9 protein-coding genes and 1 pseudogene are annotated in these 19,289 nt (G+C 32.9%); 7 read left to right on the top strand and 3 right to left on the bottom strand.

Annotation, left to right across the window (positions count from 1 at the left end; translation table 11 throughout):
• Positions 1 to 62 precede the first annotated feature (62 nt).
• The 3 genes and pseudogenes from WN975_RS10125 to WN975_RS10115 all read right to left on the bottom strand — a co-directional run.
• Positions 63 to 461: pseudogene (locus WN975_RS10125) on the bottom strand (IS1595 family transposase); the annotation flags it as partial.
• A 117-nt stretch (positions 462 to 578) separates the two neighbouring features.
• Positions 579 to 956, bottom strand: a complete 378-nt coding sequence (locus WN975_RS10120) for a hypothetical protein (protein WP_337966436.1) — start codon at positions 954 to 956, stop codon at positions 579 to 581.
• A 296-nt stretch (positions 957 to 1,252) separates the two neighbouring features.
• Complete coding sequence (locus WN975_RS10115; RefSeq protein ID WP_337966435.1) at positions 1,253 to 5,365, bottom strand: HYR domain-containing protein; 4,113 nt, start codon at positions 5,363 to 5,365, stop codon at positions 1,253 to 1,255.
• Between the two features lie 325 nt (positions 5,366 to 5,690).
• On the opposite strand from WN975_RS10115, the gene WN975_RS10110 reads away from it, so the two are divergent.
• From WN975_RS10110 to WN975_RS10080, 7 genes are all read left to right on the top strand, one after another.
• Positions 5,691 to 7,238: an alkaline phosphatase family protein gene (locus WN975_RS10110; protein WP_337966434.1), complete on the top strand. Its 1,548-nt coding sequence runs from the start codon at positions 5,691 to 5,693 to the stop codon at positions 7,236 to 7,238.
• 520 nt (positions 7,239 to 7,758) lie between these two features.
• On the top strand, positions 7,759 to 8,301 hold the full coding sequence (locus WN975_RS10105) for a sigma-70 family RNA polymerase sigma factor (RefSeq protein ID WP_337966433.1): 543 nt from the start codon (positions 7,759 to 7,761) through the stop codon (positions 8,299 to 8,301).
• An 89-nt stretch (positions 8,302 to 8,390) separates the two neighbouring features.
• Complete coding sequence (locus WN975_RS10100; protein WP_337966432.1) at positions 8,391 to 9,452, top strand: FecR domain-containing protein; 1,062 nt, start codon at positions 8,391 to 8,393, stop codon at positions 9,450 to 9,452.
• Positions 9,453 to 9,618: 166 nt separating this feature from the next.
• Positions 9,619 to 13,173, top strand: coding sequence for a SusC/RagA family TonB-linked outer membrane protein (locus tag WN975_RS10095; RefSeq protein WP_337966431.1), 3,555 nt, complete (start codon positions 9,619 to 9,621; stop codon positions 13,171 to 13,173).
• Positions 13,174 to 13,190: 17 nt separating this feature from the next.
• Positions 13,191 to 14,546 carry a RagB/SusD family nutrient uptake outer membrane protein gene (locus WN975_RS10090; protein WP_337966430.1) on the top strand — a complete coding sequence of 452 codons (1,356 nt, stop codon included), beginning with the start codon at positions 13,191 to 13,193 and terminating at the stop codon, positions 14,544 to 14,546.
• Between the two features lie 13 nt (positions 14,547 to 14,559).
• The gene (locus tag WN975_RS10085) at positions 14,560 to 16,536 is read left to right on the top strand and encodes a TlpA disulfide reductase family protein (protein ID WP_337966429.1); all 1,977 of its coding nucleotides are present in this window, start codon (positions 14,560 to 14,562) and stop codon (positions 16,534 to 16,536) included.
• 23 nt (positions 16,537 to 16,559) lie between these two features.
• Positions 16,560 to 19,157 (top strand): prolyl oligopeptidase family serine peptidase, encoded by a 2,598-nt coding sequence (locus WN975_RS10080; protein WP_337966428.1) that lies wholly within the window; start codon positions 16,560 to 16,562, stop codon positions 19,155 to 19,157.
• Positions 19,158 to 19,289 lie beyond the last annotated feature (132 nt).

Below are 19,289 nucleotides of genomic sequence, written 5' to 3'. Positions count from 1 at the left end.
TTACTTAAACCGGATTTTTCTTTTGAACGTGTGAATTTTTCCATTTCTCTAAGAAATTCGGAATCAAATTCAGAATAAGCTCTTAAGAGATATTTTTCATCTCTTTGCTGCATTACAAAACGAATTTTTTGTACCATTAACCAAATTGGTTCGTAACGTTTGTGTCCTAAGAGATATTGTAATTGCAGTATAGAGAATCTCCTTTTGGATAATGTCATTAATTCTATGCAGATCATCCAATATCTAAAAGGCAAGTTTGAATTCTCCATAACTGTACCAGATCGAAGGCCAATTCTTTTTCCGCACTTAGTGCATTGAAATTTTAAATCAACTCTTCTAAAAGAATGTACTTTATTTGAGCATTTCTTACAAACTAAGCCATTTTTTAGGCGCTTATTTTTGAAATCTTCGATGCAGGTTTCTTCATTGTGATATTTTTCGAAATATCCCTGTAATTCCATTATTAAAATATTTGTTTTTTTATGGATTAAATATAAGAAACCTATATTTAAAAAAAACAACATTAATTAAAAAGGGAATATTTAAGTAAATATTCCCTTTTAATTTAACAACAACAATTATAGCTTATTTACTATTTCTTTTTTGTATTTATTTAGTATAGATTTTGTTAAACCAAGATTTGCTTTAGTAGAATCAACTGCTAAGTAAATGAAATATTCTCCATTATCAGAAACGTCAATAATATGAATTTGAGAAGTAAGGGTAATCATAATACTGTCAATAACCTGATCTTTCAGATCTAAAGCTTTTATTGCATTCATTTTTGCTTTAACGACTTCGAGATTATATGCAGAAGCTAATTCAGGATCAAAATCACTCACAACAGATTGAGTATAATATGACATTCCGTTTTTGATTTCAGTTACTGCAACTGCGATAAAGCCATCCACATTTTTTTTGAGATCCTCTCCGAATTGTTTTAAAAAATCAGACATATTCTTTAGTTTAATTTAAATTTGAAAAATTCATTTTTGTGATAGTAAAATTATAGATCCAAATTTGTTTAATTATCCGCAATGCATACCTAAATTTATTTTTTGTCAACGATAATTGTAAATCTGTAGTAATTTTTGAGTGAATGATCAGCATAACCTTTAATATTCCTTAATTTTAAAATTAAAAAAAAACAGAAAAACTTAACAATAAATATGATAGGAAACAAAATTGTAGCATAAAAAAATGCCAGACTCTTTTAAAGGAATCTGGCATTTTTATATTAAGAGAAGTTATTTTATTTTTTGATGATTTTATTAATAGATAGTATTTTGTTGCCACTACTTAAAGTGTAAATATAAATACCTCTCCAAAGACGACTTATATCTATTTGCACTGTACTTTCAGTTGTGTTTCCTGTTATTTCTACTGGTGCAGCAACTAAAAAGCCGAAGATATCATACAATTTTATCGTCATATTTTTTGGTTTATCTACTTTAACAGTAAAATTGACAAAGTCAGTTGCAGGATTAGGATATGCTTTTATTGAAACTCCTCCGTTTGGTCCACAATCTGGTGGTAAAGTTTTTACAATGTTTACGGTAAATGAACAGCTGGTTGTATTTCCTGCTGCATCAATTACTTTGAAAGTATTGGTAGTAATTCCCATTGGGAAAACACTTCCTGAAGCCAATCCTGATGTTTGTGTAACGGTAATACTTGAACAGTTATCAGTTGCTAAAGGAATTGAATAAGTTACTTTTGCACCGTTTAATCTATTATCTTTTTTCTCGATAATGTTTTCAGGACAACTTAATATTGGTAGTTCAGTATCAGTTACAATTACATTAAATGAAGATGTTGCTGTATTGCCAGATGCATCGGTTACTTTAAATGTATTTGTTGTTGTTCCAACTGGGAATACATTACCTGAAGCCAATCCTGTCGTTTGAACAGTAGTTGCTCCCGGAAAATTGTCAGTTCCTATTGGGGCTACATAAGTAACTTTTGCTCCGCATATTCCTGTATCATTAGCTTGCTTTATTGTTGCCGGAGCTATAATAACAGGTAATTTTGTATCAGTTATGGTTAGAGATTGAGCGACATCAGCAGCAGCTAAATAATATTCGTTTCCTAATTGAGAAGCTGTAATTGTTACAGTTCCTGCGCTAAGAATTTGGATTTTCCCGTTAATAATTTTTGCTATAGCTTCATTCGAACTTGCATAAGTAACCGCTAAACCAGATGTGGCTGTAGCATTTAGATCATAAGATGTAGCTTCTGTAATCGTAATGGAAGGAAAGTTGATGCTTTGTGCAGCTTTCTTAAAATCAAAACGAGCAATAACAGGTCCGTGATCAGATGTTGTATTTACATAATTCGGAATATCTAAACGAGGATCATAAACAGCAATAGAATTTGGAATGTACTCGTTTGTCAGTTCATTAGAAATAATAATATGATCTAAAAAGCCTCCCGAAGCTAAGTAGCTATAAGCTCCGGCTTTACTGATTTCTAAAGTTAAAGCATTATAACGAGCAGTATCTTCTACTATTTTTTGATACGAAGAAGGATTCGGAGTAATAACAGATACATCGACATCATCATTATAATCTCCAAGAATCATAAAGTTTGCATTTGGATATTCTACATCTAAACTATCCTTTAGTAATTCAGCGTCGTATTTACGCATGTTATATTTCGAAATATCAGTTCCGCTATTGGCACGACCGTGAAGATCGATAATGTTGATTTCTTTTTTAACGCCGTTAATGTTCGTTTCAACATTTACTAAATAAGGCAAACGTCCGGAAGCAAAGAAACTAGAACTGTTTCCACCTGGATAATTTGGTAAACTTGTATTTCCTGCACGAATATTATCGTACAAAGCGCTAAACATAACACGTGTTTTGTTTACTTTGGTAGTTTGTGTATTGTAAATAACCACTAGTTTTTGAGGTGGGAAAAGAGGATCTGGCGGCGAAAATGAATACGACCACGCTGGAGAAATGCTTTTGTCAAATGTTTTACCATTTACGCTTATTTTCTGAATCAAAGATTCCAAAGCAGCTTCATCAGAAACTTCCTGAACGACATAAACATCGGCATTTAATCTATTCATTACTTTGGCTACATTATCAACTTGTAAAGCATCGTCAATTGGACCAAATTCTCCGCTTGTTCCAACTACATCACTTCCAAAAAACTCTAAGTTGTAACTTACAATATCAAAAGTTTCAGATTTTGGAAAAGAAGAACCAGTAAAATGACCTATTTGTTGGTTTAATCCGGTAGATGTTACAGTTAATGAGCCTTCGAAATTTAATGCTTTTACTGAAGGAGCAAAACGAGCATAAATAGTTTTACCTACTAATGCATCATTTGCAGAAACAGTAACACTTGATTGAAAATTGATATTGTCAAGAGCTAATTGATAATTAGAAGGTGCTGAGATCGTAAAATCACCATAACCCCCAGCCATGAAAACAAAAGATTGACTATCTGAAGTTGAATTTGCGTTTGTTTCGCTGAAATTTAAATTAGGATTTGAAGCTAAAAATGTTGCTTCGTTGGTAATACTTACATCATCTATTGTCCATTCGGCAGCATTATCTGAACCTGAAGCGGTAGTTTCATATACCCAGGCAACATAAGTATTATCAGATTTATAAGCACTTAAATTAATGAAGTTAGACGCTTTAAATACTCCGGTAGTTGATGGGAAATCACCTTGAAGTTCTGTCCACGTTGCAGTTTCAGGGCTGCTTGTTCCGTCGTAATTAACAGAAACCATTAATTTTAAATTTGGACCTGAATAGAATTTACGGGAATAAAAGGATAATAACGGAAATTTATCAAAACTATCTAAATGTAATCTAGGTGAAATTAACCAATCTTTACTTGCTCCGTTTTCAGCGTAGCCATTTATTGAGACTGCGGCTGGTGAACTATTAAAACGGCTGCTTGTGCTAGCCCATTTAATTTTATCACCTGCAACACTATAAGCAGTCCAACCACTGTTTGTAAGTACATTTACATCATTAAAATTTTGAGTATAAGGATTGATTCCTATACCGGATAATAATATTGTTTTAGTACCTGCTCCTGAAGTTTGGTGATCAATTTGTCCTGAAAAATTACCAGTTGCATTAGGCGTAAATCGAACATAAACCGTAGGCGTATTATTAGAATCAAAATCTTGAACATTAAAAACCAAAGACGATTGGAAATTATCATTTGGATTTTTTGAAATTGTAAAATTATTTGAAGCAGTAACAGTAACTACATCATTAAGATTTTGTGCCTGAATTTGATAACTGCTTGTTTTTGAAGCAAAATTTTGTTCTGAAAAACCAAAATCCAATGCAGTTTTTGTTGTTGATATTGATGGAACTAAAACACTAGAAGTTTTAACATTTAGCTGATTACTGTCGGTTTGGAGGTTGCCATAAAAATCTTCTGAAATAGAGTAAACAACATAATCAGTATTAATAGTTAAATTGGAAATACTTTTAGTATAAGCTGAAGTTTTGTCCGTAACATCAAATATACCAGATTGTAAAGCAACATTTCCATTAGCATCTAAACCTGATTTTATTTGAGAAGCGCTTGGTTTTGAACTTCCTGAAGCTAATAATACAAAATATGTTTTTCCAATTTCGTTCAGTTGAACTGAAAAATCAAAACCATTAGATAGGATATTTTCTATTTTAGGATAACCATCAGCGTATGCAGGTGGAGTAATATCATTTTGTATATTAATATTATCAATAGCAAAAGAAGGACGTGAACCTGCTCCTGAATTTTGCTTAGAAATCCATCTTAATTGTACAACTTCCTGATTGTCGCATTCAGCTGGTAAAATTACAGTAATCGTAACAGGATTTATAGGAGACGTAACCCCAGAAGTCGTTTGTTTGACAGTATTGCTTAAATACGAAGTTGTTGGCAAAGTATTAAAAACAGAAGAGTTTCCTACTCGATATTGTAGAACCATTTCATTAATACGAGTATTGGCAGTTCCGTCATAAGGATTACGAATTACCATAGCATCATATTGTACTACAATGCCTGACTTTGTTAATGTGTTAATAGCTAAGCCAATCGTTAAGTCTAACGAGCCCGAGTTTAAAAATCCAATTTTCCCATTATAATTATGAATATTCCCACTGGTAGTAGAAGCAGAGCTGCTAGCTGTTAGAGGGCGGTCACCTATTAAAATGGCATTTGTATTGTACGAACTTCCAGGAATTGTACTTGCTGTCCAGCCCTGTAATCCTGAAGGATATGTCGTAGAGGTCGCTTCTAATAAAGAAAAATCTTGTAGATAAGGTAAATTTTGAGGTACCGGAGATGTTCCCTGAGCAAATAGGGACATTGAGAAGCAACAAAAAATACTTAAAAAAGCCATGAGATGGCGAGTTTGGTAAAAGTGTTTCATTAGTTAAAAAATAAGGTTGTTAGAAATCAAATTTAGGATGTTTAAAGTTAAGCTATTATTATAAAATTTATAAGTTTATTGCATTAATTTAAGGATTTTTCAGATAAAATAATCTTATTTATTGTTGTAAAACCTTATAAAATAAGGAATCTTACTCGAATTAATACGATTGTAAAGTTTGGAGTAATTTGATTATCTAGCTTATATTTTTTATAAATCACGTAGAATTACGTGTACAACTTTGATTTTTATTGTCTTAATTTACTTATATATTCTAATGTAAAAATAGTTAAAAATGGAAAATCAAAACCAATTTGACGGTCTGGAAACTTTCGATCATATCGTAGTTCTTATGCTTGAAAACCGTTCTTTCGACAATTTATTAGGCTATCTCTACGAGAATAATGAGATAACACCAGAAAAGTCTTTTGATGGACTTTATAACCCGAAAGTTGATTATGCAAATCCTATTCCCCCGAGAGCGAGTAAAGATCCCGATAAAACGAGTATTTCTCCTTCGCGTGCGGTTAATTATTCGATGCCATATCCAGATCCGGGTGAAGAATATCCGCATGTTAATACACAACTTTTTAATACGATTATCCCTGACAGCAATATTGGTAAGTTTGATGATAAAATGATAGCACCTTTCAATTTGCCCGCTTCCGGAACTAAGATGGTTATGAATGGTTTTGTCAACGATTATGAAAATAACCTAAGATCAACCTATAATATTGATAATCCCACATACGAACAATATGAAGTAATTATGCAGTGTTTTCAACCAGACCAGATTCCTGCAATGGCAACTTTAGCCAAAGAATTTGCGGTTTTTGATCATTGGTATTGTTCAGTTCCAAGTCAAACCTATTGCAATCGGGCATTCTGGCACGCGGCAAGTTCAGGAGGCAAAGTCATTAATCCGCTTGGTGAAGACGGAAGTGGTTTTTCTGGTATTGATGGTGATTTTAGCGGTATGGATTCTTGGATAAAAGAAGTTTGGTCACTGCCAACTATTTTTGATCGCATGAACGATAATAATGTTTCGTGGAAAGTTTATTCACCGATCGCACCTTTGAGTCTGACTTATATTGTCAACGGGACTGGCGAAGGAGAAGACAATACACATGGACATCTTGATTTTTTTTTCGATTTAGAATTTGGAACATTGCCAAAATATTCGTTTGTAGAACCTCAGTTTCTTCATAAGCACAACGATCAGCATCCATCGGCAGTAAATCATGAATTAGCTATTGGAACAGTAAAATTAGGAGATGAATTAATCCGAGAAGTGTATAACGCCATCAAAAATAGTCCAAAAAGAGACAAAATACTTTTTATTATCACACATGATGAACATGGTGGCTGTTATGATCATGTCGCTCCGCCAAAAACTGTACCGCCAATTGCAGGTATGAAAGGAGAATGTGATTTTACTTTTGATCGTCTTGGTGTTCGCGTTCCTATGATAATGGTTTCTTCTTATATTCAGCCAAATACGATAATCAACGGACAGTTTGAGCATACTTCATTCGTAAAAACAGTTTGTCAGAAATGGGATCTGGACTCGTTAACTGAGAGAGATAAAGATCCTGCCGTTTTACCCTTTACGGAAGTTTTTTCCAATCAGAAAAGAACAGATTGGCCTGATATTCCATCAGAAATAAGCCTAAAAGAATTACTTCCTGAACCCGACACAAGCAGTGATCCATTAAACGGACTTCAAAAAGCAATGTTAAATAGTCTTTTGCATATCGAAAAGCGAAAAGCTCTTGGTAATACCCAAAAAGAAGAAATACAAACAATTGGCGATATGATGGAATTTATCAAAAGATTTCAGTAAAACTAATTGTGCTTTAAAACTTTAGAATATTACTATAAAAATTGAAAATTTCCGTAAAAATAAAAAACCTGCGAATTCTTGTTTTTGCAGGTTTTATCGTTTATGATAAGATGGAAAAAAGGGATTTTTCGCTTCTTTTATTTTTCGATAAAAAGCATTGAATATTCAAACTCAAATTCGTTATAAATGATCAAAACTGAATTTTAAAAAACAAGTTTTTACAGGAATTTGGCGTAACCGGGAATTTTTTATTTTTTTTTTGATAGGCAATTATTACAAATTATTTTGATACTTGAATTTGATTTTATAAAACAACAAAATAATTAATAATCTAAATTTGATGAAATTACCAAAGAGTAAGTTTTTAATGGTAAATTTTGAATAAATAGATAAATTGCTGTGTTATTTTTATCTTTTTGGTAATTTTTTTAAAAGATTAAAATAATTTTTAAAAATAAATTAGTAGTGTTTGAAATTATTTAGTTTTGTGAAAGTAACTCATAAAACGGGTTTATCTTGAATGGAGAATGTTAAGAAAGATATAGATCTGTGGAGTCAAATCAAAAAAGGAGATGTCGATGCATATAATAAATTATATGATCGGTACATAGATTCCTTATATACTTTTGGGATAAATTATACCAATGACGAAGCTTTAGTACAAGATGCGATTCATGATGTCTTTGTAGATCTTTATCGCTACCGTAAAAATCTTGCCGATGAAGTTATTGTTAAATCGTATTTGTTTAAATCGATCCAACGTGATATTTTCAAAAAATTAAAATCTCAAAACAAAGTTGTACGTCTGGATGCTGTTGCCGAAAGTAGTTATAAAACCGACTCAGCAGAAGATGAACTTATATCCAGTGAAACCACATTTACAAAGCATGCTAATCTGGCATTAGCTTTAACTTCTTTAACCAAAAAACAGCGTCAGGCTTTGCATCTTAGATTTACCGAAGATCAATCTTATGACGAAATTTCTTCTACTTTAGAGATTACTCTTGAATCCTGCAGAACCTTAATTTACAGGGCTTTGAAAGAGCTTAGAAAGAAACTTTAAAAAAACTTTAAAAAAAGATTAAATTTTTTGTCTATGTTTTTGCTTTTTGTTTCTCTTACTAATATAGAGAATCTAAAAAGAAAAATATTTTGTACCCAAATTTCAAAATTTTATCAAAAGAAACCAAAGCTGATTTAAAAGCAAAAATCGCAGAAAGTATTGCATTTGAAAAACAGCGCGCCAGAAGAAAAAGACTTCGCATAATTTCGTGGAGTGCAGCCGCCGTGTTGTTAATTTTCTTAGGACTTTTTGCAGGTTTGATTAATAGCAAACAAGAACCGCAATTTGTTTCGATTAGTTCAATCGAGCAATTTGCAAAAAGCACAGAAAAAGCTTCTTTTGAAAAAAGTAAAGATATAAAACTGGTTTTGGCCAATCAGGAAGCTATTACCGTTGGAGACAGTGCGACGATTGCCTACAACGCTTCAGGAAATAAAGTAAATGTTAACAACAAACAAATCGATCAGAAGAATTCTGCGGAAGCGCAATTCAACACCGTTCTAGTACCGTACGGAAAACGAGCTCATTTGAGTTTGGCAGATGGAACTTTAGTCTGGCTGAATTCAGGTTCAAAGTTGATTTATCCAACGGCATTTAATACCAAAAACAGAGAAGTGTTTCTGGAAGGCGAAGGAATTTTTGATGTAGCGCACAATGCCGAAAAACCATTTTTTGTGAGAGCAGCAAATAATTATAGTGTTCGCGTATTGGGAACATTATTCAATGTAAGTTGTTATCCTACTGATGCAAAAGTTTCGACAGCATTATTACGTGGAAAAGTAAAAGTAGCTTACGCGAAAAAAGGATTTTTTAGCAGCGATACACTTCAAACTATTCTTAAACCGGGAATGATTGCTTCTTTAGATAAAAAGAATCAAAATATTAAAACCACAGTAGAAAATGTGGAACCTTTATTTTCATGGAGAAAAGGATATTATGAATTTTCGCAGGAAAAACTTCCATTGGTTTTAGACAAATTAACGCGCTATTACAATGTTTCTTTTGTGATGAAAGCAAAAAATCAAAACGAAACTTATTCAGGTGCATTTAAACTGAATGACGATTTAGAAAAAGTGGTTAAAACATTAGAAGCTACAACTGGGCTTGATTTGGTTTATGATGAAACAGCCCGAAAAATTACTATTAATTAAAAAATGCTAATGACTAAAATTATGAAATGCCTATGATATAAAAAGAAGAAAAAAGAACATAGCTAATTTAACCAGACCAAAAAAAAACCAAAAGATGCTCGAACATCTCTTGGCTTATGTAAATTTTAATTGCGAATGCAATTATTGAAATAACTAAAACAAAATTATGAATAAAAATCATGATATAGGCTTTCTATTGCCTAAAAAAATCATCAACCTTACTTTTATTTTAATTATGAGAGTATTCATTTTAGTTCTGTATTTAGGATTAACCAGTATTTATGCTAATAGTGCCAAAGCACAAAATGAAATCTCAGTAAAGGTTCAGGGAGCTTCGCTGCAAACCCTATTTTCTACTATTCAACAAAAAAGCGATTACGTATTTTTTTATAATGATGACTTAATTTCATCTACCAAAAAAGTTAATTTAAATCAATACGGAACAGTTGAGCAAATCTTAAAAACTGCTTTAGCTAATACAGGATTAACCTACAGTATTATTGATAAGCAGATTGTAATTAGAAAAGTAAAAAAAGTACAAGAAGAAGAATATGAACTTAGCGGTATTGTTACCGACAAAAACGGAAATCCGTTAATAGGAGTAAATGTAGTCTTGATCCGAAATAAAAATTGGGATATTACTCGTGAAAAAGGAGAATTTAGAATGACAGTTGTTGCAAGTGATTCACTCCGATTTGATTATTTAGGATACAAATCACAGAAGATTGCCGTAAACAATAGAAAATTCATAAAAGCGGTATTGTCTCAAGATGTAATGGAATTGACCGGAGTTGAAGTTGTGGCATCAAACGGATATACTGATATTCCAAAAGAAAGAGTAACAGGATCTTTTGAAGTAATGGGAGCCAAAGAACTTGCGCAAGTACCAACTGTAGATCTTGCATCAAGACTAGAGGGAAAAATGGCAGGTGTAAATGTTGATCCTAGAACCGGTAATATTACCATTAGAGGAACCAATAGTTATAGTGTAACTTCTCCGTTGATCGTTATTGATGGATTTCCACAACCTATAAATGATTTCAGTTTTAGCAGAAGAGGAGTTTCAGGTTCGTCAATCTTAAGTTACCTTAATCCTGATGATGTAGAGAGTGTTACCGTATTAAAAGATGCTGCTGCGGCTTCTATCTGGGGTTCTCGTGCTGCCAATGGAGTAGTTGTTGTTGTAACGAAAAAAGGTAAAAAAGGAGAACCGGTAATCAATTTTAGCACCACTACAACAATGGGTGATAAAATGAATTTAGGCAAATTGCGTGTCATGGATACAAAACAATACATTGATTACGAAAAAGACCTGGTTGCAGGCGGATTTGTATCAGATGATATCAGCAACTGGCAGGCTAAAAACCCAAGTGCAGCTCAGGAAATTATGTTTCAGCAACAAAGAGGAACTATTTCTATGTCTGAAAGAGATCGATTGTTAGACAAATTAGCTCAAAATGATAATTTAGGTCAAATAAGTAAATATTTATTACGAAGCTCCATAACTACACAATACGATTTATCTCTTAACGGAGGAACAGACAAAAGTTCGTATTACTTGTCTTTAGGATATAATAAAGATGAGGCTGCAATGAGAGGAAACGAATCTAAATCGTACAATATAACTTTAAACAACTCTTTTCAAATTAAAAGTTTTTTAAAATTAAATACCGGTTTCAATTATGTTTCGTCGAGTTTTCAGGCAAATAATACAGTTAATGAAGCCTTGTCAAATGTATCTTCTTCAGCATTGCGTCCTTATGATATGATTGCTGATGAAAACGGAAAAGGAATTGACCGCTACATTATTTTCAGACCAGAAGTAGCAAAAGGATTTGAAGCACAAGGATATTTGCCGTGGAGTTATAATTATCTTGATGAGTTAAATTATTCTAACGTAATTACAAAAGGAGCCAACATTAGATTAAATGCAAGTTTAACGGCTACAGTTACAAACTGGTTAAATTTTGAAGCAGCAGGAATGTTTACTTCTATTCAAAATAAAACCAGATCATTGAGCGAATTAGACAGTTATTATTCCAGAAATGCAATCAATGAAGCAACTTCTGTAGATACGTCTGGTAAATTGGTTTATGGAATTCCGGTTGGATCTTATTTATACAATACACTTTCAGACAATGAATCGCAAAGTATGCGTATTCAAATGAATATCAATAAAAATTTCAATGAAAACAATGGTTTACACTTTTTAGCCGGTTCAGAAATCAGAGAAGAACGCAGAGAAGGATCAAGTCAAAGATTTTACGGTTATAATACCGATACAAATTCCGGACAATCTGTAAATCCAACAGAATATTATACGACTATTTATGGATGGCAGACTATTATTGGAACTTCTGATAACAGTATTTCTAAATACAGAGATCGTTATTTATCTTATTATGGTTTAGGATCTTATGATTTTATGAACAAATATCACGTTTCAGGAAGTGTACGTTTTGATGATTATAATTTATTAGGAGCTTCAAGAAAAAACAGAGCATTACCATTATGGTCCGTAGGAGGAAAGTGGGATATTAATAAAGAATTCTTTTTAAGAGATGTAAACTGGTTGAATAATTTATCTGCAAGAGTAACTTATGGTAAATCAGGAAGTGCTCCAGGTGGTGGTTTTGGAAGCCAAAGTGCTATAATTGGCGTTGGATCAATTGATTATAATACACAATTACCAACAGCTTATATTTCATTGCCGGAGAATCCAAATATCAGATGGGAAACTACATCAACACTTAATTTTGGTTTAGATTATGCAGTTTTAAATAATCGCTTACGCGGAAGTGTCGATTTGTACTATAAAAAGTCAAAAGATATTCTAACAAATTTACCGTTTAACCCAACTTATGGCTGGTCTTATTTGAACTATAATACAGCGTCACTAGAAGGACATGGAGTAGACGTAAACCTTGGCGGACTTATTGTGAACTCCGCTTTCAAATGGAACAGTAACCTTACTTTTGCTTACAACACAAATAAAGTAACAGACTCTCGTTTTATTGCAACAAGTACAAATCAATATTTTGGATCAGCACCAATAGTAGGAACTGCGTTAACCACAATTTATGCTTATAAATGGGCAGGTCTGGATGCAACAGGACAATCTACAGTTTATAAAAACGACGGTACAATTGTAAATGCATCACAAGGAATATCTGCAATTGACAAAAGCAATTTGAAAAAAATGGGAACAACCGTTGCTCCATATTTTGGAGGATTTATGAATGATTTTTCATTTAAAAATTTCACAATGGCCGTTCAGATTACTTACTACGCAGGAAACGTTTTTAGAAATACAGTATTACAAAACTATCCATCTTATTCAGGAGTTCAATATGGCGCTGTTGCAAAAGATGAATTGATTGCCAACAGATGGAGACAAGCTGGAGACGAAGCTTCTACAAATGTTCCAGGTTTAGCAAACATTAGTTATAATAGTTTAAACAGATATCAAAATGCTGATATTAATGTTTTGCCTGGAGATAATATCAGATTACAACAAGTTTCAGTGGGTTATAATGTTCCGTCAAAATATTTAGACAGAACTTTTATAAAGTCATTAAGTTTCAATTTTGCTGCGAGAAATTTAGGTTTATTATGGGTTAAAAATGATTTAGGTATTGATCCGCAATACTTGTCTAATAACAACTACAATACACTGGCGCCTCAACGTAATTATACTTTACAATTTAATTGTAGTTTTTAATTTTAAAAAATAGACTTATGAAATTTCTAAAATTCACACTATATATATTCTTGCCAATATTTCTATTCAACTCTTGTAGAGATTATGTTGAAGTAGAACCGGTTGGGAACAACAGAATCTTAAAATATACTTCTGATTACAGAGGTTTGGCAAACAATTACACCGAAATAAGTGCCTCAGGAGGAATTTATCTTTTGGCTGATGCCGATGTAGAATTTCCGACAAGTTATGAAAGTAAGGTTTCAAACATTTGGGGAAACAGCTACAGCTGGAAGGAAAGAATATATGATCCTTCACAAGCTGATTCAGATTGGAATAGTTTATATAAAGCTATTTATTACAGCAATGTGATCATAAATGGTGTAATGTCAAGCCAAAACGGAACTGAAGCTCAGAAAAAAGAAATTTATGCTGAAGCTTTTGTTCACAGAGCATTTGCTTACTTGCAATTGGTAAATACATACGGACCACAATTTGATCCAACTTCTGCCAATTCAGAAAAAGCAGTTCCACTATTATTAAAACCGGAATTATTCTCTTCTCTTGAAAGAAGTACCGTTGGACAAGTGTACGATCAGATTATTTCTGACCTAAAAGATGCATTAGCAAATAACATTCAGGATAATCCGGAGTTTAATGTACTTCCTTCAAAAAGAGCAGTTTATGCTTTATTGGCGAGAACGTATCTATATATGGGATCGTATCAGTTGAGTCTGGATAATGCAAAAAAAACATTGGCGATGCAAAATACTTTAAACGATTTAAAAACATTTGCCTCAGGATATAGTTATCCGGTTTTGATCGAGAATCCTGAAGTTATATTTTCAAAAACGTTATTGCCAAGTTATAATGGAGCGCCTTTATCTACAGAATTGCTAAACAGTTTTGAAAGCAATGATTTGCGTTACAACTATTACACGATTCCAGGAACTAATTTTTTTCCATCATACGCCGGACGAGGATTTGGAATCGCAGCATACAGTTATACAAACGGAGTAAATGTTGGAGTATCTGTTCCTGAAATGTATTTAATTTCAGCCGAATGTTATGCAAGATTAGGACAAACACAATTGGCAATTGACAATTTGAATATCTTAAGAGCAAAACGTTACAAAACAGGTACAACTTATCAGTTAAGTGCTTCAACAAAGGCAGAAGCTTTGAATCTGGCATTATCAGAAAGACAAAAAGAACTTATTGGCAGAGGATTCCGTTGGTTTGATCAGCGCAGATTAAACTTAGATCCTGCTTTTCAAAAAACATATACCAGAGTTTTTAAAACGGTGACTTATACGCTTGAACCAAATAGTCGCGGATATGTATTTCCAATTAATCAAAACTATATTGATTTAAACCCGGAATTGGGTAAATAAAAAAAACAACAAAATGTTAAAAAAAATAAATATCAAATTTTTGGTATTGGCAATTTGCGCCTTTACCTTACAAGTTACAAGTCAGGAAACTAAGTTGAGATTAACCGGAATGCCAGATATTCCCATTCCGGGTTCAACGCTAAATATGACGTATGATGCCAAAGGCGGACCACTTGAAAACATCAATGAAATCAATGGTTATGCTTATGTATTTAATGATTACAACTGGGAGATTGAAGATGTTAAAATGAAGAAAAATGGCGCTGTTTGGAGTGCAGATTTTACAGTTCCAAAAAGTTGTGCCTTCATAGCTTTCAAATTTTACGGAAATACCGAGAATGGTTTAGTGACAGATACAGGTCAGGATACCGGATATATGCTGGTTGTTTTTAAAGAACCTAAAGTAAAAATGCCCGGAGCAGATTTGGCTTGGGCAACTTTTAGAAACAAAGATTTCAATGGACAATTTTCAGGATATTTTAAAGATTTTACAATTGAAGGAGACGCCTCAGAATATTGGTTGAAAAAAGAAGTAGCTGATAACGGAAACAACTTTCCAAAATTTATTGACACTTATATTAAAATATTAAAGGTTCAGAAACCCGAAAAATTTAATGAATTAGGACACCGATTTCTGGGAGATTTTACAAAAAAAATGAACGGTTTACCGGAAGAAGTTTTTATAAAAGTTCAAAATTTATATGCGTATGATTTGAATGATAAAGTAAAAGGAGATTCTCTTGAAACCGTAATTACAAAACAATTTCCTAAAGGAGCTTTTATGCGTTTGAAAACTTTCCAGAAAATTGCCCCAATCGCTGATGCTGCCGAAAGAAACAAAGCTGCTCTTCAATTTTTAGCTGATTTCCCGTATAGTTCAGAAGTTCCTGAATCACAGAATTATTTGTATGATAATATTTCTAAAATGGTGTTTGGTTACTATTTTGATGCCAAAGATTATGCAGCAGTTTTAAAACTAATTCCAACAATGAATTTTGCTTCAATAAACGATTGTTATCACCAATATATCTCAAAAGCATTGTATGTAAAATCTGTTGAACCAACAGTAATTGAGACTATGGCAGTGCCAATGATCAAAGAAATGCAGGCAAAAATCAATGATTTGTCATACATGCAGGGAATTTACTGGTCGCCAAATCAAGCCACTGAAAATGCAAAAAATCAGTTGAATGATGAAATGGTTATTCAGATTCGTATGTATAACATTTTAAAGAAATACAAAGAAGTTTTGGATTGTTTCGAATTGCTTCCAACTCAAAAACGTTATGAAAAAGCAAGTATCAACGACATTCACATTGCCGCTTTAGAAGCATTGAATAAACCAACTTTAGAAGTTTTGCAAAATGCGGCAAAAGCCAATGCATTGTCAGAAGGAGCAACGGCAAAATTAAAAGAGCAGTATTTAAAAGAAGGAAAAAAAGAAAGTGATTTCCCGTCTTATTTAGAGAAACTAAAAAAAGAAAATAATCCCGAAGAAAAAATTGCTTTGATGGCTCCTGTAAAAGCTCCGGCAATTAATGTTCTAACTGCCGACGGGAAACCAAAACAATTGAATTTAAACAGCGGAAAAATTATCGTAATCGACTTTTGGGCAACTTGGTGTGGTCCTTGCAAAAAAGCGTTTCCTGCGATGCAACAATTGGTAAACAATTTTAAAGAAGACAAACAAGTTGAAGTTTACTTTATCAGTACACAAGAAAACAAAGAAGGATACAAAAAAGAAGCTTTGGCATATCTAAAAGAAAAAGGCTTAACAATAACGACACTTTTTGATCTTGTAAAAAAAGGCGGCGGAACTAATAATGCATCATTTTCTAAATATGCAGCGATCTTTAAATCAAGTGGAATTCCGAGAAAAGTCGTTATCAAAAATGGAGAAATCCGTTTTACATCTGAAGGATATTCAGGAAATCCGGGTCAGCTTGTAGATGAACTTACCAATGTAATTAATGCTTTGAAAAAAGAATAATTTCCTTTGAAAATTTAATCAATATGAAAAAAATACTTTTACTGTGTACACTCGTTTTGAGTGTACATAGTTTATCGGCACAGAAAAAAGCTCTTGACCAAGCTACCTACGATCAATGGAAGAGAGTAGGAAGCAAAGCCTTATCTTATAATGGTAAATGGATCTCGTACAGCACCGTTTTTCAGGATGAGAACAAAGAAAACACAAATCAGTTTATTATTCAGGAAGCGCCAAAAGGGAAACGTTTGGTCTTGAATAATGTTAATGATTTGAAGTTTATCGGAAAAAAAGACTGGATTCAATACAGTGTAAATGACAGCACTTTTTTGCAAAACCTAAAATCAGGTGTCAAGAAACTTTGGAAAAGCCCACATTATACAAACGCACTTGAAGGAACAGATTTTTTATATTACACACGTCCCGAGGCTTCAAAAGGCAATTTTTTTCTACAGCGTTTAGTTTGTTATAATCTTGAAACTAATGACAGTTTATCAATTAAAAACATAAAAGGATCTCGTTTTATCAAAAACAATAAAGCGATTGTTTACGTTCAGATAGAAGATGATAAAGTATATCTGAAACATGGAATTCCAAGAGGAAAACAAGAAACAATCTATAGCGGAAAAGCAGCAGATTTTGGTGATTTTCAATTAAATTCAAATGAAAATGGCGGAACTTTTACCTTAAAAGGCAATAATAGCGCTGATTTTAATTTGGTCTATTATTTTAATATGAATACCAATTCAGTAAATTCTTTATTCAATTATGATGATATTACGTTAAACGATCCTGCATTTTCGATTTCAAAATCAGCTTACGGATTAAACGAGAATAGTACCATTATTCAGTTGCAGGTAAACTCCAATCAGCGTCCTGAAAATACACAGATTCCAAGATCAGAAATTGAAGTTTGGAAATCAATGCAAGGAACAATGGAGCGCAGACAAGAATTGCTGAGAAATACCAAAACGTTGCCAAGCGAACAAAAATTTCTTTATGATATTAAAAATAAAAAAGTCATAAAAGCAGCTTCAACAGGAGAATTTGATCAGTTAGCTATTCCTGAATCAGGCAATTTTAAAGGGTTTTTCGGAATGGATAAAAAGCCATATACAGTTGAAGTTGACTGGACATTTAATGAGCGTAATGATATTTTTTGGATTGATGCTCAAACAGGAAAATCTACTAAAGTACTTTCAGGAGTTTTTGGAAGTGTATCGTGGAATCCTCAGGGAACTTTCGCAGTTATGTACGACGAAAAACAAAAAGCATGGACCGTTTTTGACCCAAATACATTACAATTTAAAAATATTAGTTCACAAATTGCTTTTCCAATATTTGATGAAAATGTTGATATGGCATCGCTTGTAACAGCTTATGGAATTGCAGGTTGGCTAAACAACGGAAACACTTTAGTAATTTACGATCAGTTTGATATGTGGGCAATTGACCTTACCAATAAAAAAGCACCATATTCTATAACTCAGGGTTACGGCAGAAAAAATAATGTAGAATTACGCTATAGCGAAAGTGGCTATATTGGAGATTTAGATCAGAAAAAATCATTTAATTTAATTGGTTTTGATAACGTTCATAAATCTAAAGGTGTTTATAAATTTGCCAATAATACAATCACAAAAGTATTTGCTGATGCGAATTATAATACCAAAATAGAAGCAACGTCAGGAGACAATTCAACTGTACTTTTTACAAAAGAAAGCTATACTATATTTCCTGATTTATGGTGGGCAACTTCAGCTTTTGGAGCACAACAGAAAATTACCGATGTGAATCCGCAACAAAAAGAATATGCTTGGGGAACTTCCAAATTAATTACGTGGAAAGATTTTAACGGAAAACAAAATCAGGGAAATTTATACCTTCCTGAAAATTATGACAGCAAAAAAACATATCCGGTAATTGTTCATTTTTATGAAAAACATACTGAAGAATTTAATGTCCATCACTTACCGGAAGTTAGTACTTCAAACATCAATATTCCAACTTATGTAAGCAAAGGTTATATTGTTTTTCAGCCAGACGTGCATTACGTTTATGGCTCACCGGGAAACAGCGTTTACAATGATGTAGTTAGCGGAGTTGAATATTTAATCGCAAGCGGCATTACAGAAAAAGGAAAAATTGGAATTCAGGGACATAGTTTTGGCGGTTATGAAACTTCTTTCTTAACGACACAAACAGATGTTTTCAGTTGTGCGATTGTAGGTTCAGGCGTAAGCAATTTTACGGCAAATTATCCTGTTATGCGATCAAATGGTATTTCAACAATGTTCAAATATGAAGCCGATCAATACCGTATGGGAAGTTCTTTGCATGACAATCTGGATGGATATATTAAGAATTCGCCACTTTTCTCGGCTAAGAATATAAAAACACCAATTCTTATTTTTCACAATGATAATGATCGCGCGGTTCCTTATCAGGAAGGACAATCCTTGTTTTTTGCACTTCGTCGTTTAGGAAAACCGGCATGGTTGGTAAACTACAAAAAAGAAGGGCATACTCTGGAAGATGCCGGAAACAAAAAAGACTGGACAACCAAAATGCAACAGTATTTTGATTACTACTTAAAAGGCGCAGATCGCCCGAGCTGGATGTAAAACATTGATATTAAAATTATACGCAGATTAAACGGATTCGCTATAGCGAAAACGCTGATAAACGCAGATTTTTTTATAAGATAATTAATTAAAAATCCGTTTTAATCCGCGTCTTCGCAAAGCGAATCTGTG

Origin of the sequence: uncultured Flavobacterium sp. (assembly GCF_951805225.1) — a bacterium.
Classification (GTDB): Bacteria; Bacteroidota; Bacteroidia; order Flavobacteriales; family Flavobacteriaceae; genus Flavobacterium.
This window is presented reverse-complemented; position numbering and strand designations above follow the sequence as displayed.

Excerpts from the sequence above, each read along its gene's own strand:
- WN975_RS10120 (WP_337966436.1), bottom strand. The coding sequence starts at position 956 with ATGTCTGATTTTTTAAAACAATTCGGAGAGGATCTCAAAAAAAATGTG.
- WN975_RS10115 (WP_337966435.1), bottom strand. The coding sequence starts at position 5,365 with ATGGCTTTTTTAAGTATTTTTTGTTGCTTCTCAATGTCCCTATTTGCT.
- WN975_RS10110 (WP_337966434.1), top strand. The coding sequence starts at position 5,691 with ATGGAAAATCAAAACCAATTTGACGGTCTGGAAACTTTCGATCATATC.
- WN975_RS10105 (WP_337966433.1), top strand. The coding sequence starts at position 7,759 with ATGGAGAATGTTAAGAAAGATATAGATCTGTGGAGTCAAATCAAAAAA.
- WN975_RS10095 (WP_337966431.1), top strand. The coding sequence starts at position 9,619 with ATGAATAAAAATCATGATATAGGCTTTCTATTGCCTAAAAAAATCATC.
- WN975_RS10090 (WP_337966430.1), top strand. The coding sequence starts at position 13,191 with ATGAAATTTCTAAAATTCACACTATATATATTCTTGCCAATATTTCTA.
- WN975_RS10085 (WP_337966429.1), top strand. The coding sequence starts at position 14,560 with ATGTTAAAAAAAATAAATATCAAATTTTTGGTATTGGCAATTTGCGCC.
- WN975_RS10080 (WP_337966428.1), top strand. The coding sequence starts at position 16,560 with ATGAAAAAAATACTTTTACTGTGTACACTCGTTTTGAGTGTACATAGT.